Genomic DNA, 19815 nt, shown 5'->3' on the forward strand with positions numbered 1-19815 from the left:
TTGATTCTATTTGGATCACAGTTTCGTCGTAATAAATGCGATAAAAATGACGTTCTTGTTAAATTTTCATACTTATTACACTTGGGAGTTGCAATCGGGCAATGAACGATGCACTCTCGATGACCACTAATTTGCTTAGGATAAAAACAATGAAATTGATCAAGCCTTTAACTTGTGCGCTTGCTCTCGCAATGAGTGGCATGGCATTCGCAGATGTAACCGTGAGTGTTCCTGACAACGTTTCAGTATTGGCGGCTAACGGTGAAAAAGCAGATCTTTCGGGTGGTTTTTTCGCCTCTGAAAGAACACTGACGTTACCTGATGGCCTTAACCAAGTCGTATTTCGTTTCGCCCCTTACTTCAACCAAGGTAATGACCGTTTAAGTGTTGAAAGCGATGTTATCGTTACACGATTTGACGCGACCAATGCCGAACTCACTCTACAAATGCCAGAATACCGCAACCTACGTGATGCGGAAGAGAAGATCAAAGACTTAGATTGGAAACTGGTTGATGATTCAGGCAACGCAATCGCGGTTGACCAGGACAAGTTGCTCAAACCGGGTATGCAAATCGGTCGTGATTACGTACGTGAAATCGAAGATTATAACCAAGCTGGCGGTGCAGCAGCCGTGGCTTTTGCTGGCGCAGCGACCATGCAGCCAGTCACGCTTCCTGCAAAGGTTCCTGCGGATATGAAGCAAGTGAGAGCAACTGCGGTTAAAGCGGATTCGACAGCTGAAGAGATGCTGCACTTCTGGTACCAAAAAGCAGACGCAGAAACCAAAGCTCGCTTTAAGAAATATGTTAATCAACAGTAAATCTGGTTAACTTTATCGATATTAAAAAAGCCACTTCACGTGGCTTTTTTGATCAAAAATTAGGAAACTTGGACAACTTTAGTATTGGCGATCAAGTCATGCAACAAACGTCGCTCCGGATGAAAGAACAACAATGCCAAATTTACCAACGGGATCCCCGGAATGAGCATCTCCAGCAAGTAGCTAATAACAAGCCTTAACCCTGCTGTAACTTTCGTTGCCTTACTATCATTTTTCATTACAACTTTAATACCAATCATGCGCATACCAATGGTTTGCCCATGACTCAATGCATTCCAGTTGATCATTAAAACCGTTGGTAAAGAAAGCAAGTAAAACGCCTGAGTTTCACGAACAAGCATGAGGTTATCTGCTAAAGAGAGCTGAAAGTCGTTAAGAAAAGAGTTAATACTCAATGCAATTATTAACACTACCACCATCGTAAAGAGCAGGTCGATAAAACCAGCAATGATTCTCTGTTGCTTGCTCGCGATAAAAGCATACATGGACTTCAGTCACCTCAATGTAATTGGTTAAGCGAGAATGACTGAGTGTACAGACGCGCAATGGTGAGCGCAGTTTAGGTATTGCCAACATAATATTCAACTAAGAACATACTAAATCGCGGTCGTATCTCAAAAGTAATCATTACATCTTGAGCATAACCGTATCAATTTAACAAAACGCTACCAGTAACGTTCGTAAATGATATTTCCCCCAGTTTGATGGCGATACTTTTCCAAGCCTAGCTCTTGTAAAACGGGCACGGTATCTTTGATCATTTGTGGATTCCCACACATCATGACAAAGCTACGCTGAGCTGAGAATGGCGCATCAGCGGCGTTGGACAGTAAACCCGATTCGATGAGTTCAGGAATTCGGCCTTGTAATTTACCATCAACCACTTCCCTGCTGACTATCGGTATATACTTTAATCTGCCTTCATATCGTTGCTGAAGCTGTTCAATTAGGTATTTATAAACCAGATCTTTTTCGAAACGAACGGCATGAACCAGCACAATGCGCTCATTGTGAGGCGGTAAGTTTATATCATCCAGCAGCGATAAAAACGGTCCAATCCCCGTACCTGTAGATAGCAGCCACAGGTCATGAGCCTGCTTAGGAATAGAATCATGGATTAAATCGCCATGTGCGGTGGCACCGACATAAATGCTATCACCAGATTTAAGCTTTTGGAGCCGTGGAGAAAGTTGTCCTTGAGGGTCGGCTACTATTAGAAACTCCAACCAATCGAATTGCTCGCTTGGCGCATTAACCACAGAGTAAGCGCGGCTGATCGGCTTACCTTCATCATCAAGCAAAGCAAGCTTGGTGAATTGGCCAGCTTTAAAGGAAAGAGGCGCGCCAGATATTCTCAAACTGAACAGCTCACCTGTCCAATCGATGCGTTTCTCAACTCTTGCGAGGTTGAAACCTTTGAGTTCAATCATGAGACACCTCCTATCTGGTTACTCTTAGTTAAACTTACGCCTTCAACTCGATTATGTAAAGTTTCTGGTTTACATAATCAAACCACTATTTCATTTCACATTTTAAAAACAATTTTATTACATATTAAATGATTACATCTAGAATAAATGCTCAAAGTGATAAGTCGTGTCGCAATTTGTGGCAAAGCAGATGAAAAAGGAGCAATAAAAATGGACACACTGTTAAAGGACTTTCCCGTTATCACAGAGATAAAAGTCGCATGGGGTGAAATGGATGCTCTGCAACACGTTAATAACGTGGTCTATTTTCGCTACTTCGAGACCGCACGTTTAGATTACTTCAACAAAATTAACCTGCTGGTCGACCTGCAGACCTCGCAAATTGGGCCAGTACTGAGCGAGACTCAATGCCGCTACAAATTGCCTGTTACTTACCCAGACACGCTATTAGTCGGTTCTCGCGTAATCGACATGCAAGAAGATCGCATCACGATGGAGTACCAAGTGCTGAGTAAGAAGTGGGGTAAAATTGCGACCATCGCGACCGCCACTGGTGTGATGTTTGATTTTAAGAACAACGTTAAAGCTGCGATTCCAGATCACGTTCGCCAGTCGATTTTAGACTTGGAAGGAACCGTGGGTAGTACGCATCACTTGGAGTAGCAAGAAACGAGAGATTAAAGGCGAGGTTCCCGACAGCGCTTCTTCATCGCTATCGGGAATGATGCTGAGGTACCATTCCAACTTACGCAATAAGAAAACTCGCGTCATTCTAATGAGCCTAAAGTGAATCATTCGAAACCTCGCTAAACGTAACAGTAGAGCGACTCTTTCAGCCTACGCGATAAGAAAAGCTACGTCATTCTAGCGAGCCATAGCGAGACTAAGAATCTACTTACCGCTTGCAGCAGACCATAAAGCCATGAATAAACTCAATACAATCTGAGAGTAGATTCTGAATCACGCTCGTTCCTCGCTGTTCAGAATAACAGTTCGAGTTTGGCTCTGATCTCTACAAAACCATCTAAAAAAGCGATTGCAGACAAGCCTATATGACCATCCGGAATTTCGCTTTAGACGTAACAGTAGAGCGACTCTTTCAGCCCACGCGATAAGAAAAGCTACGTCATTCTAACGAGCCAAAGCGAGACTAAGAATCTACTTGCTGCTTGCTGCAGACCATAGAGCTATGAATAAACTCAATACAATCTGAGGGTAGATTCTGAATCACGCTCGTTCCTCGCGGTTCAGAATGACGGTTCGAGTTTGGCTCTGACCTCTACAAAACCATCTAAAAAAGCGATTCCAGACAAGCCTAAGTGACCATCCGAAATCTCGCTTGAGACGCATCAGCAGCGCGACTCTTCCAGCCTACGCGATAAGAAAAGCTGCGTCATTCTAGCGAGCCATAGCGAGACTAAGAATCTACTTACCGCTTGCTGCAGGCCATAGAGCTATGAATAAACTCAATACAATCTGAGGGTAGATTCTGAATCACGCTCGTTCCTCGCGGTTCAGAAGGACGGTTCGAGTTTGGCTCTGACCTCTACAAAACCATCTAAAAAAGCGATTCCAGATAAACCTATGTGACCATCCGGAATCTCGCTTTAGACGTATCAGCATAGCGACTCTTCCAGCCTACGCGATAAGAAAAGCTGCGTCATTCTAGCGAGACTAAGAATCTACTTGCCGCTTGCTGCAGACCATGGAACCATGAATAAACTCAATACAATCTGAGGGTAAATTCTGAATCACGCTCGTTCCTCTCGGTTCAGAATAACAGTTCGAGTTTGGCTCTGAGCTCTACAAAACCATCTAAAAAAGCGATTCCAGATAAACCTATGTGACCATCCGGAATCTCGCTTTAGACGCATCAGTAGAGCGACTCTTCTAGCCTACGCGATAAGAAAAGCTGCGTCATTCTAGCGAGCCAAAGTGAGACTAAGAATCTACTTGCCGCTTGCTACAGACCATAGAGCTATGAATAGACTCAATACAAGCCTGAGGGTAGATTCTGAATCACGCTTTAAACGTAACAGCAGAGCGACTCTTCTAGCCTACGCGATAAGAAAAGCTACGTCATTCTAGCGAGCCATAGCGAGACTAAGAATCTACTTGCCGCTTGCTGCAGACTATAGAGCGGTTAGCAGAATGTCTCGATGTACAGCGCTTCGACTTTGTCTCTTGCCCATTGCGTTTTACGCAAAAACTTCAGAGAAGATTTGATCGACGGATCTTTCTTAAAACAGTTCACTCGAATGCGCTCATACAGGCCATTCCAACCAAAGTGTTCAACTAGTCGGGTGACGATTTTTTCTAAACTCAACCCGTGAAGTGGGTTATTCGGCTGCTGTTGGCTCATGCTATTGATCCGGTAAAGTGAAGTTTCGCGCTAATCTAACTCAAACTCGCCGTGCAACCTAATGTTTTAACCTTGAATTGGCCTACGACTCTCCCCTATAGTAGCCCAAACTTCTTAAAAGCCCTTTTCATTATGAAAGCCCTCAACGACCTCAATATTTTTGTCGAAACCGCGCGCCAAGGCAGCTTTTCAAAAGCCGCTAACAGCATGGACATGACACCTGCCGCCATTAGCGCATCGATTAAGCGTCTTGAAGGGCAAATCGGTTTCCCACTGTTTGTGCGTTCCACCCGAAGCCTGCGTTTAACCTCAGAGGGCGAACTGTTTTTAGACAAAACCACGCAAGCGTTGGCAACATTGCAAGAGGGGTTGGATCAGATCTCAAGTGCGCGCGGGGAGTTGTCTGGTCAGCTGCACATTACTGCACCCTCCGATTTTGGTCGCAATATGTTGCTCGATTGGGTGGATGAGTTCATCGATCTCTACCCAAATGTTTCCATTAAACTAGAGCTGTCCGATAGCTTGACGGATATGTATACCAAGCCTGTCGATATTGCGATTCGCTACGGCGAACCGGCCGACTCCAATCTGGTCGTATTGGCATTGTGTGGGTCAAACGAACGGATATTATGTGCATCGCCAGAGTACGTAGCTACACATCCAGAACTCACCTCTCCTGCCGATTTAACGCAACACAATTGCTTGTGCTACATGGTCGCGGATTCGGTCTACAACAAATGGACGCTCACGCGTGGCAGCGAGAAAGAACAAATCGTGGTCAGCGGTAACTTGTTGAGCAACGATAGTGACTTGCCACACCGGTTAGCGATCAAAGGCAAAGGCATTGCGAATAAATCATTGATGGACATTAGCCGAGACTTAATCGAGGGAAGATTGGTGCGAGTGTTACCAGAGTGGGATTGCGGCCCAGTGCCGCTCTACATGGTATGTGCCGATCGTCGATTATTGACGCCAACGATTCGGACTTTCCGCGACTTTATCCAACAAAAATGCTGCCAGCAACGCGCCAACGTGCTGGCAACCTTCTGTCATTAGGCGATAAATCGAAGAGGACGAATCTGGGTATATTCAACCCAATCATTCTCTTCCAATGTTTCAAGAAACGTCGCCATATGCGGGCTTTGCAAATGCTTATCCAAGGCCTCTTGCGATGCCCAGATTTCTTGGAACATAAATAGGCCATCAACTTTTTCGTCGAGATACAACTCGTATTGGCAACAGCCTTCTTCTTTACGAGTTGGCTCTAGTAAACCAGCAAGCAAATTCACCACCTGATCCTTACTATCTGGATAGGCTTTCACTTCTGCGACTAAGTGGATCATCGTTTTATCACTCTTTTGCGATTTATATATTGATTACGGGGTTCTACGTCACCTGTAAGTAAGCTCGAATTAGATCTCGGTGAATACGGTTTCTGCGTCCCAGCGAGACTTTGGCGTTTTCGCGTTGAAGTCATCTTCCGCGTGGTAGCCAAGCGGCACGATCACAACACTGGTATAACCTTTTTCACGCAAGCCAAATTCTTCATCCAGCACTTTTGGATCAAACCCTTCAATTGGTACTGCATCGATTTCTAACGTCGAAGCACCCAACAGCAACGTACCCACGTTGAGGTAAACTTGTTTCTCCATCCAATGGTTTGCATCTTTCAAATCAAAACGGTGCATGTTCACAAAGTAGCTACGACCACCGCGCACAGCCGCTTTCGCTTCTTCAGTTGGGAATCGACCATCTTTTTCTTCTTGCACCATTAGCGCTTCAATGTAGTCGTTATCAATGCCTGTTTTTGCACAAAACACCAATACGTGAGAAGCGTTGAGAATCTTCGCCGCGTTAAACGCGTAATTCTCTTGCGCCGCTTTAGCGATGCGCTGCTTGCCTTCTTCTGTGCTTGCCAGAATGAAATGCCAAGGCTGGGAGTTCACACTCGATGGACTAAAACGAATCAGCTCTTTAACTGCGTCGATTTTTTCTTGAGGTAGCTTGCGCGTTGGGTCAAACACTTTCGTTGAGTAACGAGATTTTGCAGCTTGTACGATATCCATGAGGTTCTCCAATTAATGAATTTAAGCTGTGTAACAGCATAACCTCATGAGATAAAGGGAAAAACCGATTTCGATTAAAAACATTTTCAAAATAAATTTGAAAATAAAACGATAAGAAAGGCTTTGAGCGTTCTCACTGAACTTCTTCATCTTTTCAGCAATAATGCATGTTTGCTCGCAACCAAACTCAACTCATGCTGCCTCAAGATAACGTTATTACATCCTTTCTGTGCAAAAAGCTCGGTCACAATCACCTTCGAATTGCCGGCGAATATTGGCACATTGAGAAGTTGGTGGCCTTGCAATGCATGATGTTGAAAGAAGCGCCTAACCTCCAAGAAGGGCTGCTTTGGTGGAGTAAAAGTGTTTCATTATTCGACCGCCGTTTGTACGTCACATTGCAACATGGTGATGCCCCAATCCATCTGCAGGTAGAATGCAGAACAGCCGATATGCCAAATTGGGCGGAGTCGGTGTTTGGCTTGCTCAAAATGCAGTTGGAAATGCTTGAGCTAAGCGAATCAATACAGGTACAAGTTCACGCCAACAATCCACTCGCGGCCGATATTTTTCTAGAGGAAACGCGAGATTCTAAAACGAGTTCAAGCGTGTTTGAACTGGTGAAACATGTTTATTTACTGCTTTCTCACCAACCCATTGAGCAACCCGAATTGCTGAGTGTTTTGAACGCCTTGTTCATCAAAAACAGCAATTACGCGCTCAAGTTAGAGCAAGCGGCAAGGCAACTGGGCGTCTCCAAACGCACCTTGCAACGTCGACTGCAAGAGAAGCAAATGAGCTACTCTCAATGCGTTGATTTCGCTAAAAGAAAGCAAGCACTCACTTTGCTTGCCGACACCCAACTCACAACGCAGCAAATCGCCTATCAACTTGGTTATGAAGAACCTTCGAACTTTCACCGGACTTTTCGTCGTTGGTATCCGTTTTCACCCATGCAATATCGCCAACAATGTTTGGATAACCGAACTCAACTAAATCAACAACCGATCCGCTTGTACTACGCCAAAGCGAATACTTTAGCCGATCACGACATTGACCAACCCGTCGGTAGAATCTGGATGGAAGTAGACAATATTGCGTTTGAAAAAGTGGTCTCAGTTGAGTGTCGAGACCGTGATGGTGCATGGCGGCGCTATCCCGCCTTCTTCGAGCGTTTTTTAAGTCATGGCACCGAACTATGGGCGACAACAGAGCTTCCTGTCGCACATCCACTGACCTTTAGACTGTGTTATGAAGTCGATGGTGAGCGCTACATTGATAACAACCACCAGCGTGATTACGTGGTCTCCAAGGGGCTTTTAATTGGCGCAACGGAATACATTGTCCCGACAAAACAACTTATCCAACTCGGTACACAGTACACCTTGTTTGTGGAACTCGCATGTAGATTAAAAGACGTGGCGAAGATCGATTGCTACGTGGGTGATGCGCCAGCTCCGCACACAATGAGCCAAACTCAGAATGCAGAAGATTACACATGCTGGGCGCTACAACTTCCCCTCACCCAAACGGCTAAACAGTGTCGATTTCGACTCTATGATCATTCTGGTAATGAGTTAGCCAAAGACCATTACCCGATTCAATACCCAATTATGCAACCACTCAGTTAAATATGTAGCACAGTTCAAATTCAGCACTTCGTGACATCATTTCACGTCTTTTTTGGCGTGAAATGACACTCTCAATTTCAAACCTTTGATTTATCGTTTCCGCATTGCTGCACAACGGAGACAAAAACCGTGTTTGAAATCTTACCTAACCCTATGAATAAAATAAAAATACTCCCTATAGCGATCGCCCTAGCTCTTTCTGGCTGTGGTAGCGATGAAACTACGCCAACCGATACAGGAAGCCACGTGGCATCTCCTGATTGGCAAGACCAGATCATTTACTTCTTGATGATCGACCGTTTTAACGACGGCGACAACACGCTTAACGATCAAGGTCAGAATGAATACGATCCTACCTCAGACAAGAAATTCAGTGGTGGAGACCTGGTTGGTGTCAGTGACAAACTGGGCTACATCGAAGACCTAGGCGCTACCTCTATCTGGATTACACCGCCAGTGGCAAACCAATGGTGGGATGCAGAGCAAAACTACGGCGGCTACCACGGGTACTGGGCGCGCGATTTTCAAAAAGTGGATGAACACTTTGGTGACATGGAAAGCTACCAAGCGTTAGCACGCGAAGTGCATGCGCGTAACATGTTCTTAATTCAGGACATCGTGACCAACCATGTAGGCAACTTCTTCACCTACGATGATCCTTACAGTTATGATCCAAGCCTACCTTGCCAAGGCTTCCGTTTGATTAAAAATGCGCTACCCGCCGGGCAAGAACTGCCGTACCCACTCAACATGAACGAGTGTAAAACAGACGGCACAGGCAGCTACCACTGGACGCCGACCATCACCGACCACAACGATCCAGTACAAGAAAAAACCTGGCAGCTCTCTGATTTGGATGACCTTAATACGTCCGATCCTGAAGTACGCGCTTATCTAAAAGAGAGCTACCGAAAATGGATTCGCGAAGTCGGCGTCGACGGATTCCGTATCGATACGGTGAAGTTTGTTGAACATGATTTCTGGAATGACTTCCTACACGCCGACGATGGTGTGATGACGCAAGCGGTTGATACCGGTCGTGACAACTTCCTCACTTTTGGTGAAGTCTTCGAAACATCTACGCCTTACCACACCGAAGGCGAAGAGAAGATGCTGACTTACATCGGCGAAAGCGGCTCGCCGGAGCAGTTAACCTCGGTGTTGAACTTCCCATTGCAAGCAACCATGACTCGCGTGTTTGCAGCAGGACAACCGACCGATTACCTACGCTTCCGTCTTGAAAAAATGATGGCGATGTTCCCGAATCCATACATCATACCGAACTTCATTGATAACCACGATATGCCACGTTTTCTATCGCAAGGCAGTGTCAACGATATGAAGCAAGCTCTGATCACAATGATGGCGGTACCGGGCATCCCTGTGATTTACCAAGGTACAGAGCAAGCGATGTCAGCGGCGCGTGATGCGATGTTCGCCGGAGGGTACCGTGAAGATGGCAACTACGTAGACTCATTCGACCAAAACAGCGAGATGTACTTGTTCATCCAAGAGCTTGCTAAGTTACGTACCGAAAACAAAGTCATGACACGCGGCGAAATGAAAGTCATTGGCAGCGATAAAGCTGGTGCAGGTGTGTTCGCCTTTACCCGCACTTTGGATAACGACGAAGTCTTAGTGGTAATGAACACATCTAACTCCCCAATGTTGATGAACCAACTCGATGTAGAGCAAGCGGGCGGCACCGTCTTCCAACAACAAATCATGTCGAATTGGGCGGACGCTCCAGAGCAGTTAATCGCCGATGAAAACGGTCACGTAACCCTTGAGTTGCCAGCCAAGTCAGCAGTGATTTACTCAAAAACAAGCAGCAATCAATCTGTAGATACCCCAGACCTCAACATCCAACTAGCGCAGGATTGGGAAGGACAAACCATCACTGGTGATATTGTTATCGCGGGTAGTGCGAACGCCAACGAGAAGTTGAACCTCGTCGTCGATGGTAACTTGGAAACAGCGCAAACCATTACTGTAGGTGCTGATGGTCAGTTTAGTGTCACGCTGTCGACTCGTCATTTTGCGATTGGCGAGCAACAGCACCGCTTCGCGATTTATTCCACCGAGAAAAAAGCAGGCATCGAGGACGTGAATTTTGTCTCCAACCTAAGCTGGTCAAACACGCCGGACGACACCATTGATGACGCAGGCGATGCGCAAGATGGCATGGGCGGTCCTAACGGTAACTACTCGCTACCAACGGATCCAACGTTCGATAAAGATAACAGCCAACTCGCAATCAACAAAGCTGAGGTATTTACCGTTGGCAGTAACGTGCGCTTGACCTTCACTATGGACAAGATCACCGATACTTGGTTGCCACCAAACGGCTTTGACCACGTTGGTTTCACCATCTTCATTGATTTACCGGAAGAAGCGGCAACCAACCTAACGGAACTGCCTAAGATCAACGCTTCTATGCCAAGCGGAACATGGAGTCGCAATGCCGTGGTCTTCGGCTGGCAAAGTTCGATTTACAACACTCAAGGCGCAAACGCGACAACATGGGGTGAAGCGGTGACACCAGCACCAATGGTCACGGTAGACAAAGCCAACAACACCATTTCGATGGACTTTGCTAGCGATGCACTAGGCCGCCCAGATTCGCTCGATGGTATCCGCTTCTATGTCACGACTTGGGACTTAGACGGTCTTTCAGCAACTTACCGTCCGCTAGAGCAAGACAAAGGCCCTTGGAACTTCTCCGGTGGCGCATCGGATGAAAGTAAGATTTGGGACGATTTACCAATCATCACCTTGTCGGAATAAACCGTTAAATAAGACACCGCCCAGCGTTATAGCAGGGCGGTCATCAACAAAAGAATGCAGAAAGACACTTCTGCTCGTTTTTATTCTAGTTAAAGAACGATTTCACCCACAGCACCAGACTGTCCCAAAGCTGACCGAACCACGAGCCCTCTTCTACCGCTTGGCTGCTGACCAAGGGATAACTCGCCACGGTACTGTCATCGCTTTTCCAAACGACCTTACCAATCTCATCCCCTTGCGCTATCGGCGCAATCAACGGTTCATTTAACACCACACTCTTATCAAGCCCAGCCGTCATTGAACGAGGCAGAGTGAGATAGGCATCTTTAGCGAAGATCGCCTCAACTTGATTGGCATTACCCTTCCAAACGCGAACTTTAGACTCAACTTGGCCCTGCTTAGCAACTTGCTTGGTGTCATAAAAACGAAAACCATAGCTGAGTAGATTCTTCGATTGGCTGATCCGAGCCTGTTTACTTGGCGTGCCCATCACCACCGAGATAAGGCGCATTCTTCCTTCTTTGGCCGAGCTCACCAAGCTGTATCCGGCATTGCTGGTGTAGCCGGTTTTTCCCCCGTCGACATCAATGGAATTGTCCCACAACAACTTATTGCGGTTGTACTGCGTAATGTCGTTCCACTTGAAGACTTTCTCGCTGTATAGCGCATACACATCGGGAACATCGCTGATGATCGACTGCATGAGTCTTGCCATATCGGTTGGTGAGGTTTGGATGCCATCACTATCAAGACCATGGGAGTTCACAAAATAGGTGTCTTGCAGTCCTAATTTCTCCGCCCAACCATTCATCAAGGCAACAAAGCCGCGTTCACTGCCTGCAACATGCTCAGCCAGTGCAACGCACGCGTCATTTCCTGATTGGATGATCACGCCGCGCATTAAGTTCGCAACACTAATTTCATCTTTCGGTTTGATGAACATTTTAGAAGAACCGGGAAACTTGGCCGACCACGCGTTTTCGCTCACGGTGACAACATCATCCCATTTCAAACGCCCCGCTTTGATTTCTTGTCCAACTACATAAGCGGTCATCAACTTGGTTAAACTCGCCGGAGCAAGGCCTGCTCGCCCGTTATACTCGGCAATAATGGCACCGGATTGAAAGTCCATTAATACGTAGCCTTTTGCCTGTAACTGAGGTGGGTTGGGCGTAACAACGGCAAAAGTAGGTACGCTTATTAAACAAGTCACAATTGTCCATCGAGCCAGTGACACTTTCATCCGACTTCCTCCATGCTCTTACTTTGTCGCAACTCTATTGAGCATAGCTCACTCAACCAGTTGCACCAGTCGCTAATCGTTTCATTTTCTTGAACTTACATTGATTTGACCAAGGTATAGAACTGAAGAGGCAATTGGGAAATAGCGTTGGTTCTTCGCGCCATTCGCAGTAAAGTAGCGCTACCCCTCAATAAGGAAATAAAGATAACAATGAACGCTCAATCATTTATCGACGCAGGATTGCATTACACTCCCCACAGTTTTACCGTTCCTCTGGATTACCAAGACGCAAGCAAAGGCACCATTAGAGTCTTCGCCCGTTCGGTTTGCCTAGTTGGCGATGAAGAATCGACCAAACCTTGGTTGGTTTACTTTCAGGGCGGGCCTGGCTTTCCCTCTCCACGTCAAAACGGCAATAATGGCTGGGTAAAACGCGCCCTGCAAGAGTACCGAGTTTTGCTTCTCGACCAGCGCGGTACGGGCAACAGCAGCGTAATTAATCACCAGACGCTTGCTCACCTCACGCCAGAGCAACAAGCAGACTACTTGAACCACTTCCGAGCGGATAACATCGTGCGCGACGCGGAATACATTCGTGAGCAATTTGGCGTCGAAAAATGGGCGATCTTAGGTCAAAGCTTTGGTGGTTTTTGTTCCCTCACCTATTTGTCTTTGTTCCCAGACAGCTTGCTGCAAAGCTACATCACGGGTGGCGTGCCATCAGTCTCGCGTCATGCCGACGATGTGTATGAAGCCACCTTCAAACGCACCATGGAGAAAAACCAAGCATTCTTCCAACAATTTCCCAATGCACAGCAACTTTGCCAAAACATTGCGAATCACTTGCTAGAAAATGAAGAGTACCTACCAAATGGTCAACGCTTCACGGTGGAACAATTTCAACAAATCGGCATCAACTTTGGTGTGAGTGATACTTTCTTACCAACTTACTATTGGCTAGAAAGCGCGTTGATTGAAGTGAACGGCAAACCACAACTTCGTTATGAGTTCTTAAACGATATGTTGGCGCAGCAAAACTTCCAAACCAACCCGATCTACGCCATTTTGCATGAATCGATTTACTGTCAAAGCTTCGCGTCGAATTGGAGTGCGCACCGCGTTCGCCAAACCCGATCAGAGTTTAATTATGAATCTGGCAAGCCATTTTACTTTACGGGGGAAATGGTCTTCCCATGGATGTTCGACCAATACGTTAACCTCAAGCCACTAAAAGACACCGCAGAAATATTGGCAGCGAAAGAAGATTGGGCTGCGCTGTACGATCAAACACAATTGGCTCAAAACAAAGTGCCTGTCAGTTGCGCCGTTTACGCCGATGATATGTTTGTTGAAATGGATATCAGTCGAGAGACGCTCGCGTTAATACCAAATTCAAAAGCGTGGATCACCAATGAGTACGAGCACAACGGTTTACGTGCCGACGGAGAACGTATTCTCGATAGGCTCATAGCCATGGGCAAACAGACCGCAGCTACGTTGAAATAAGCACGGCAGACGTTAGAAAAACGCCTTTTCAGTATGTGGTGAAAAGGCGTTTTATAGCGGTTTATGAACAATGGCGATCAGTCATTCACTCTTTGTCCCTAAACCTTTATCCCTCACAACCTCATGTATAAAACTGCGACATGTCCTTTCCTTGTCAATGACTCCGGTGATTACTTGGTGCTTCTTGCGCCTAACTTTTTTGAAGGGCCTAAAAGAGAATAACAGCATAAATTTAAACCAAAAGTATCGGCTCCAACCTACCTAACCCACTATAATTAATGCTTATAATTTGAACACATAGCGGCTTCACCTGCGGACAGGCTCCCCCTATCAAAGACCGCCAGGCCCCGCCTACTCATAATATCCGTATAATTTGTCCGTATTTCCGACTAGTTTAGTCAGGTATACTTCGTGCCGCTAAAATTTTAAGGTCGTTGACCACCTGTATTTTTAAAGGAAACCTCATGAGTCAGTATGTAGTTTGTGCGCTGTACAAGTTTGTTGAGCTGAATAACTATCAAGAGCTACGCGAGCCATTACTTGCGTTGATGGAAAAACACCATATTCGCGGAACATTACTACTGGCAAGTGAAGGTATCAACGGTACTGTTGCATCTGATCGTGCAGGTATTGATACGCTACTGGAGTGGCTAAACAACGAACCTCGTTTGACTGGCACCGTATACAAAGAGTCGTATTCTGAGACCCAGCCATTCAATCGCACCAAAGTGAAACTGAAAAAAGAGATCGTAACATTAGGTGTTGAAGGTATAGACCCTCGCCACGTAGTGGGTACTTACGTGAAACCTCAAGAGTGGAACGATCTTATTGCTGATCCTGAAGTGTTTGTTGTCGATACACGTAATGATTACGAAATCGAGATCGGGACATTCAAAGGCGCTGTAAACCCAAATACTGAAACCTTTCGTGAATTCCCAGACTATGTAAAAGAAAACATGGACCCGGCAAAACACAAGAAAGTTGCGATGTTCTGTACCGGTGGTATCCGCTGCGAAAAATCAACGGCTTACATGAAAGAACAGGGCTTTGATGAGGTCTACCACCTAGAAGGCGGCATCCTTAAATATCTTGAAGAAGTTCCTCAAGAAGAGAGCATGTGGGAAGGCGATTGTTACGTATTTGACGGGCGTGTTGCAGTGAACCACCAGCTAGAAAAAGCAGATTACGATTTATGTAACGCTTGTCGTCTACCGATCACTGAAGAAGACAAACAGTCAGAATTGTTCGAGCAAGGCGTGAGCTGTCCAAAATGTCACGGCACACACTCAGAAGAACAAATTGCTCGATTCCGCGAGCGTGAAAAACAAGTTGTTCTTGCAGAGCAGCGAGGCGAGCAGCATGTTGGTGGTGAAAGTGCCAAGCAAAGAGAAGCCCGACGTGCCGCTAAGTACGCGCAAAAAGAAGCGCAGCGTAAACAAGACTAAGCCCAACTCTCCTTATATTTAGCGAGCTGCCGTAAGGTGGCTCGCTTTTACTACGCACCAATACTCTTTCAATACAATTTTGTATCCCTCACCAATACCTCTAGTTGATTGTCTCTTTTGCCTTCGGGTAGCCCCACCATTTCATCATAAGCACTTTGATGCACTAGAACCTGCTTATTTGCTTTGATATTCCTGCACTTCTTTTGCATCTCGATCAGGGAATGAGCCCTCAAAAAGATACCGTTGTCATCAGTGATAAATTGCGCTTCTCCATCAATCACGACAGATGCCTGGTACAATGCGAGATCAAGCGAATGAATGACCAATTTGTCTACATAGAAGTATTTTTGTAACTTACTCAATGGTATTGCCATGTGTCACCTCCCTGAAAGTTACCTCTACGTTTTGTAGAATAAAACCGATCATTGGATGAGATTTCTTCGGTTTACTTGCGTACAACATCGGAAACAAAGAGGATTCCGATGCAAACAATCAATGTCGTGTGGTTAAAGCGAGATTTAAGGCTGACTGACCATCAACCACTAACTCAAGCATTATCAACAAAGCACCCAACTGTGCTTTTGTATATTGTTGAACCATTGCTATTGAACAACCCACACTATTCTGAGCGCCACTGGCGATTTGTTTGGCAATCACTGCAAGACATGGATGAAACGCTCAAAGCGTATGGGCATCGAATCACGGTGCTGTTTGACGATGCCTTAGCATGTTTCCAATCAATTCAAGCGCAATATCAAATCAACGCTGTTTTTTCTCACCAAGAAATAGGACTCAACTGCACCTTTGAGCGCGACAAACAAGTTGCCGCTTGGCTGTATGAGCAGAACATCGACTGGTTTGAGTTCGAACACGGTGCTGTTATCAGAGGTGCAAAAAACCGGCAAGGTTGGGACAAACATTGGGACTCTGTCATGAGAGCCTCAATAAGCCCTATTGAGCTCCAAACCGACTTATTGCATTCATTGGATGCAGAAGCTCTCGGCTGTTCGTTTTCGCCACCATCATCCTGGCTATCAAAATGCAAAGGAATGCAAACGGGAGGAAGCCGGCTCGCTTGGAAAACACTAGAGGACTTTTTCCATCGTCGAGGTCGTGATTACTATCGAAGCATTTCTAGTCCCACAGCCTCACGCACAGCCTGTACTCGACTTTCTCCATATCTCGCTTGGGGTAACATATCCTTGCGTGAAGTTTATCAATACCTTTTGAAACACTGGCAAGTCGCTGGGTTTCGTCGCAGCTTAATTGCATTGTCTTCACGGCTTCATTGGCACTGTCACTTCATCCAAAAATTCGAATCGGAATACGACATGGAGTTTTACTGCGTTAATCGGGCTTACGAACCATTGATTAAACAAAGTAGTACTTTCGATGAAGAAAAGTTAGCAGCATGGAAATCCGGGCATACTGGCGTACCTTTGATTGATGCCTGCATGCGCTGTTTGCACCACACTGGTTACATTAACTTTCGCATGCGTGCCATGCTGGTTAGCTTTCTTACTCACCACATGAACATGAATTGGCGAGTAGGTGTAACGCATTTAGCGCAACTGTTTCTCGACTTTGAGCCCGGAATTCATTACCCACAATTCCAAATGCAAGCAGGAGTAACCGGGACTAACACAATCCGTATTTATAATCCGATCAAGCAAGCCCAAGAACATGATCCTGACGGCACGTTCATCTACAAGTGGGTACCTGAATTGCAAATGGTTCCTCCCCCTCTTTTATTCGAGCCTTGGACAATGACCCAGATGGAAGCTGTCATGTATCAGTTGCAGCCAGATAGCCGTTACCTTGCACCTATTATCACACCAGACAACGCAGCTAAGGCAGCAAGAGAGCGCTTATGGACGTGGCGGAAACGAGCCGATGTGAAACAAGAAGGCAGACGAATTCTTGCGCGACATGTTAGACCCTCAAAAGAAAGTAGGACGCGATGATCATCTCTCAATCACAATGCGTACAAATGCAAACACACTCCAGGGAACCCGTTGTACCCTCAACTAGTAAGGAACACATTATGTTCAAACGTATCTTAGTTATCGCGGCGACACTGATGGCGACGTTATCTTTTATGCTTCCCGTCAAGGCTCATGAGCATGGCATGATGAAAGCCGATATTGTCGACGTTGCCGCTGAAAACGGCTCTTTCAATACGCTTGTTGCTGCGGTAAAAGCAGCGGGCTTGGTTGACACTCTCAAAGGGGAAGGCCCATTTACTGTTTTTGCACCAACGGATGACGCTTTTGCAAAACTGCCAGACGGCACAGTCGACATGCTCTTAATGCCGGAAAACAAAGACAAGTTAGTATCTGTTTTGACTTATCACGTCGTCCCAGGGAAAGTGATGGCTGCCGATGTTGTTAAGCTAGACAAAGCGACTACGGTTCAGGGGCAAGATGTGATGATTAAAACCATGGGCGATAAAGTCATGGTTAACGATGCAAATGTCATTGCAACCGATGTGAAAGCTAAAAACGGTGTCATTCACGTGATTGATACTGTCATCATGCCGAAATAACACCATTCAAAGGGCGGTACACTCCGCCCTTTAGACAGAACTTCTTCCACCCTTAGCACGATTCCTCTCCACTTATCCCCAACAAACCCCCACTCATTCACGATGACTATAAAAAAGATAAAAACAAAATTAAAATCAATATCTTGCAAGACAACACTGCACAATATTGACGAGGTTAAGATATCGTTATCTTTCAATTTGAGAACAGGATTCCATGTCAGTGACGTTTACTTTTCCACATGTAAATTCTTAAGCTAAATTTTGGCTGCTCAATCACATTTCGGCAAACCATTCGAAAGGGTGGGACGCAAAGCTTCCGGTCTGTCAGCATTTAAAAATCTAAAAGAATGCTCATGATAGCGGGGTTACCATGACGCAGTGTTACAGAAGTCCAATTTCTGTAGCGTTGCTTTATGCTCAGCATGCGCCGGGGTGTGACACTAGTTTGTCAGCCATAACAGAGGACATGTGATGAAATCATTTCCAACCAAATCCGTACTCGCGTTAGCACTTGCAAGCATTAGCTCAGGTGCTGCGGCTCACGGTTATGTATCAGAAACCAATGGTGGTGTCGCTGCAAGTCGCTCGGCACTATGTAAGTATCCAACGCCAGATACTAACGAAAAAAATAATAACTGCGGTGCGATTCAATATGAACCGCAAAGCGTTGAAGGCCCTGATGGCTTTCCCGAAACAGGGCCTCGCGATGGTAAAATAGCGAGTGCCGAAACCGCTTTAGCAGCTGCCCTTGATGAGCAAACTGCCGACCGTTGGGTAAAACGCACTATTCAAGCAGGTACACAAACTTTTGAATGGACATTTACCGCTAACCACGTGACGCGCGACTGGAAATATTACATCACCAAGCCTGATTGGAACCCAAACGCTTCACTATCACGAGACTCTTTTGATCTAACTCCTTTCTGTGTCGTCGACGGCAATATGGTTCAACCCCCGAAACAGGTAAGCCATCAATGTAATGTGCCTACTCGCGAGGGATACCATGTCATCCTGGCAGTATGGGATGTTGGCGACACTGCAGCCTCATTTTATAACGTGATCGATGTGAAATTTGATGGTGACAGTCCCGTTATTCCAGATTGGAAGCAAGGCGGTCAAATTATTCCTACAATGGATTTAAATATTGGGGATTCGGTTTATACACGCGTATTTGATCAAGCAGGTGAAAACTTGGCGTATAGAACTGAACTAGAAATTACCGATGCAGCAATGGGCCAAGCGAAAAACTGGTCTTACGCACTCGCGACTAAGCTAAACCAAGAACAAGCAAAACTGCAAGCCGGGCAGTATGCAGAGGATAAATTCACTCCTGTTTATGGTACTAATCCGGTGTATCTGCAAGCAAATAGCGGCCTTGAGCGAGTAGAGATCGGCTATAACATTGAAACTCCTGTCCCAGAATACTCACTCACAGTAGATGGCTTAGCAGACGAGTATATCATTGAGTCAACACCGACAACGTTGGATCTGACACTAACTGCTGAAGGCGATTTAAATGCAGAACTCACCGTTTACAATCACCATCGCGAACCACTTGCAAGTTGGGCAAACGAAATGAAAGACGGCTCGGTAGAGGCGATATCGCTCGCTTTAAGTAAATCGGAGCCGGGTCACCATATGCTCGTAACACGTATTAAGGATAAAGATGGCAACTTGGTGGATCAGCAAACACTCGACTTTCACTTAAAAGAAGAGTCAGTTACTCCACCACCATCTGATGAGTACGATTTTGTCTTCCCTGAAGGACTATCTAGCTACACGGCGGGCACAAAAGTGCTTGCCAGCGACGGGGGCATTTATCAATGTAAACCTTTCCCATACTCTGGTTACTGTATGCAGTGGAAAGAAAGCGCAAACCATTACGAGCCTGGAATAGGTTCACACTGGGAGATGGCTTGGGATAAAGTCAACTAAATCACCCTTCGAACGTTAAGTAA

The 19815-nt window shown here is 45.9% G+C and carries 17 protein-coding genes and 1 riboswitch; of the genes, 10 read left to right on the forward strand and 7 right to left on the reverse strand.

Annotation, left to right across the window (positions count from 1 at the left end):
- Positions 1 to 149: 149 nt before the first annotated feature.
- Positions 150 to 821 carry a DUF2057 domain-containing protein gene (locus tag MTF70_RS05220; RefSeq protein ID WP_017634411.1) on the forward strand — a complete coding sequence of 224 codons (672 nt, stop codon included), beginning with the start codon at positions 150 to 152 and terminating at the stop codon, positions 819 to 821.
- Positions 822 to 880: 59 nt separating this feature from the next.
- On the opposite strand, the gene MTF70_RS05225 is transcribed toward MTF70_RS05220, so the two are convergent.
- Together MTF70_RS05225 and MTF70_RS05230 are read right to left on the reverse strand one after the other, a co-directional pair.
- Entirely contained in the window at positions 881 to 1327 is a 447-nt protein-coding gene (locus tag MTF70_RS05225) for an RDD family protein (protein WP_205461243.1), read from the reverse strand.
- A 180-nt stretch (positions 1328 to 1507) separates the two neighbouring features.
- The gene (locus MTF70_RS05230; RefSeq protein ID WP_005374935.1) at positions 1508 to 2272 is read right to left on the reverse strand and encodes a ferredoxin--NADP reductase; all 765 of its coding nucleotides are present in this window, start codon (positions 2270 to 2272) and stop codon (positions 1508 to 1510) included.
- A gap of 210 nt (positions 2273 to 2482) precedes the next feature.
- On the opposite strand from MTF70_RS05230, the gene MTF70_RS05235 reads away from it, so the two are divergent.
- A complete protein-coding gene (locus MTF70_RS05235; protein ID WP_005374933.1) occupies positions 2483 to 2935 on the forward strand; it encodes a thioesterase family protein in 453 nt (150 codons plus the stop codon).
- A gap of 1480 nt (positions 2936 to 4415) precedes the next feature.
- Here the strand turns inward: MTF70_RS05235 and MTF70_RS05240 are convergent.
- A complete protein-coding gene (locus MTF70_RS05240) occupies positions 4416 to 4634 on the reverse strand; it encodes a VF530 family protein (RefSeq protein ID WP_025768615.1) in 219 nt (72 codons plus the stop codon).
- A gap of 132 nt (positions 4635 to 4766) precedes the next feature.
- On the opposite strand from MTF70_RS05240, the gene MTF70_RS05245 reads away from it, so the two are divergent.
- Positions 4767 to 5690 carry a LysR family transcriptional regulator gene (locus tag MTF70_RS05245; protein WP_025768616.1) on the forward strand — a complete coding sequence of 308 codons (924 nt, stop codon included), beginning with the start codon at positions 4767 to 4769 and terminating at the stop codon, positions 5688 to 5690.
- Here the strand turns inward: MTF70_RS05245 and MTF70_RS05250 are convergent.
- Positions 5687 to 5977 carry a putative quinol monooxygenase gene (locus tag MTF70_RS05250; protein ID WP_005374925.1) on the reverse strand — a complete coding sequence of 97 codons (291 nt, stop codon included), beginning with the start codon at positions 5975 to 5977 and terminating at the stop codon, positions 5687 to 5689. The two genes, MTF70_RS05245 and MTF70_RS05250, sit on opposite strands and share 4 nt — an antisense overlap.
- Before the next feature lie 69 nt (positions 5978 to 6046).
- A complete protein-coding gene (locus tag MTF70_RS05255) occupies positions 6047 to 6700 on the reverse strand; it encodes an oxygen-insensitive NAD(P)H-dependent nitroreductase NfsB (RefSeq protein ID WP_005374924.1) in 654 nt (217 codons plus the stop codon).
- A gap of 167 nt (positions 6701 to 6867) precedes the next feature.
- Between MTF70_RS05255 and MTF70_RS05260 the strand changes: the two genes are divergently transcribed.
- Together MTF70_RS05260 and MTF70_RS05265 are read left to right on the forward strand one after the other, a co-directional pair.
- Positions 6868 to 8331, forward strand: coding sequence for a helix-turn-helix transcriptional regulator (locus tag MTF70_RS05260; RefSeq protein WP_205461242.1), 1464 nt, complete (start codon positions 6868 to 6870; stop codon positions 8329 to 8331).
- 129 nt (positions 8332 to 8460) lie between these two features.
- Complete coding sequence (locus MTF70_RS05265; RefSeq protein WP_162497036.1) at positions 8461 to 11118, forward strand: alpha-amylase family glycosyl hydrolase; 2658 nt, start codon at positions 8461 to 8463, stop codon at positions 11116 to 11118.
- 85 nt (positions 11119 to 11203) lie between these two features.
- On the opposite strand, the gene MTF70_RS05270 is transcribed toward MTF70_RS05265, so the two are convergent.
- Positions 11204 to 12361, reverse strand: a complete 1158-nt coding sequence (locus MTF70_RS05270) for a D-alanyl-D-alanine carboxypeptidase family protein (protein ID WP_005374901.1) — start codon at positions 12359 to 12361, stop codon at positions 11204 to 11206.
- 210 nt (positions 12362 to 12571) lie between these two features.
- On the opposite strand from MTF70_RS05270, the gene MTF70_RS05275 reads away from it, so the two are divergent.
- Together MTF70_RS05275 and MTF70_RS05280 are read left to right on the forward strand one after the other, a co-directional pair.
- Entirely contained in the window at positions 12572 to 13867 is a 1296-nt protein-coding gene (locus MTF70_RS05275) for an alpha/beta fold hydrolase (RefSeq protein ID WP_205461241.1), read from the forward strand.
- Between the two features lie 464 nt (positions 13868 to 14331).
- A complete protein-coding gene (locus tag MTF70_RS05280; protein WP_005374899.1) occupies positions 14332 to 15312 on the forward strand; it encodes a rhodanese-related sulfurtransferase in 981 nt (326 codons plus the stop codon).
- 68 nt (positions 15313 to 15380) lie between these two features.
- On the opposite strand, the gene MTF70_RS05285 is transcribed toward MTF70_RS05280, so the two are convergent.
- A complete protein-coding gene (locus MTF70_RS05285) occupies positions 15381 to 15686 on the reverse strand; it encodes a DUF6482 family protein (protein ID WP_005374898.1) in 306 nt (101 codons plus the stop codon).
- Positions 15687 to 15794: 108 nt separating this feature from the next.
- Here MTF70_RS05285 and MTF70_RS05290 point away from each other — a divergent pair, with 108 nt between their 5' ends.
- The 3 genes from MTF70_RS05290 to gbpA all read left to right on the forward strand — a co-directional run bounded on the left by MTF70_RS05290 (position 15795) and on the right by gbpA (position 19792).
- Positions 15795 to 17276, forward strand: coding sequence for a deoxyribodipyrimidine photo-lyase (locus MTF70_RS05290; protein ID WP_170893945.1), 1482 nt, complete (start codon positions 15795 to 15797; stop codon positions 17274 to 17276).
- Between the two features lie 80 nt (positions 17277 to 17356).
- The gene (locus MTF70_RS05295) at positions 17357 to 17857 is read left to right on the forward strand and encodes a fasciclin domain-containing protein (protein WP_005384595.1); all 501 of its coding nucleotides are present in this window, start codon (positions 17357 to 17359) and stop codon (positions 17855 to 17857) included.
- Positions 17858 to 18129: 272 nt separating this feature from the next.
- A riboswitch (cyclic di-GMP riboswitch) is annotated at positions 18130 to 18230 on the forward strand.
- A 98-nt stretch (positions 18231 to 18328) separates the two neighbouring features.
- On the forward strand, positions 18329 to 19792 hold the full coding sequence (gbpA, locus tag MTF70_RS05300) for an N-acetylglucosamine-binding protein GbpA (protein ID WP_205461240.1): 1464 nt from the start codon (positions 18329 to 18331) through the stop codon (positions 19790 to 19792).
- Positions 19793 to 19815: the final 23 nt, after the last annotated feature.

This window comes from Vibrio sp. 2CM40D, from assembly GCF_023161825.1.
GTDB classification, from domain to species: Bacteria; Pseudomonadota; Gammaproteobacteria; order Enterobacterales; family Vibrionaceae; genus Vibrio; species Vibrio alginolyticus.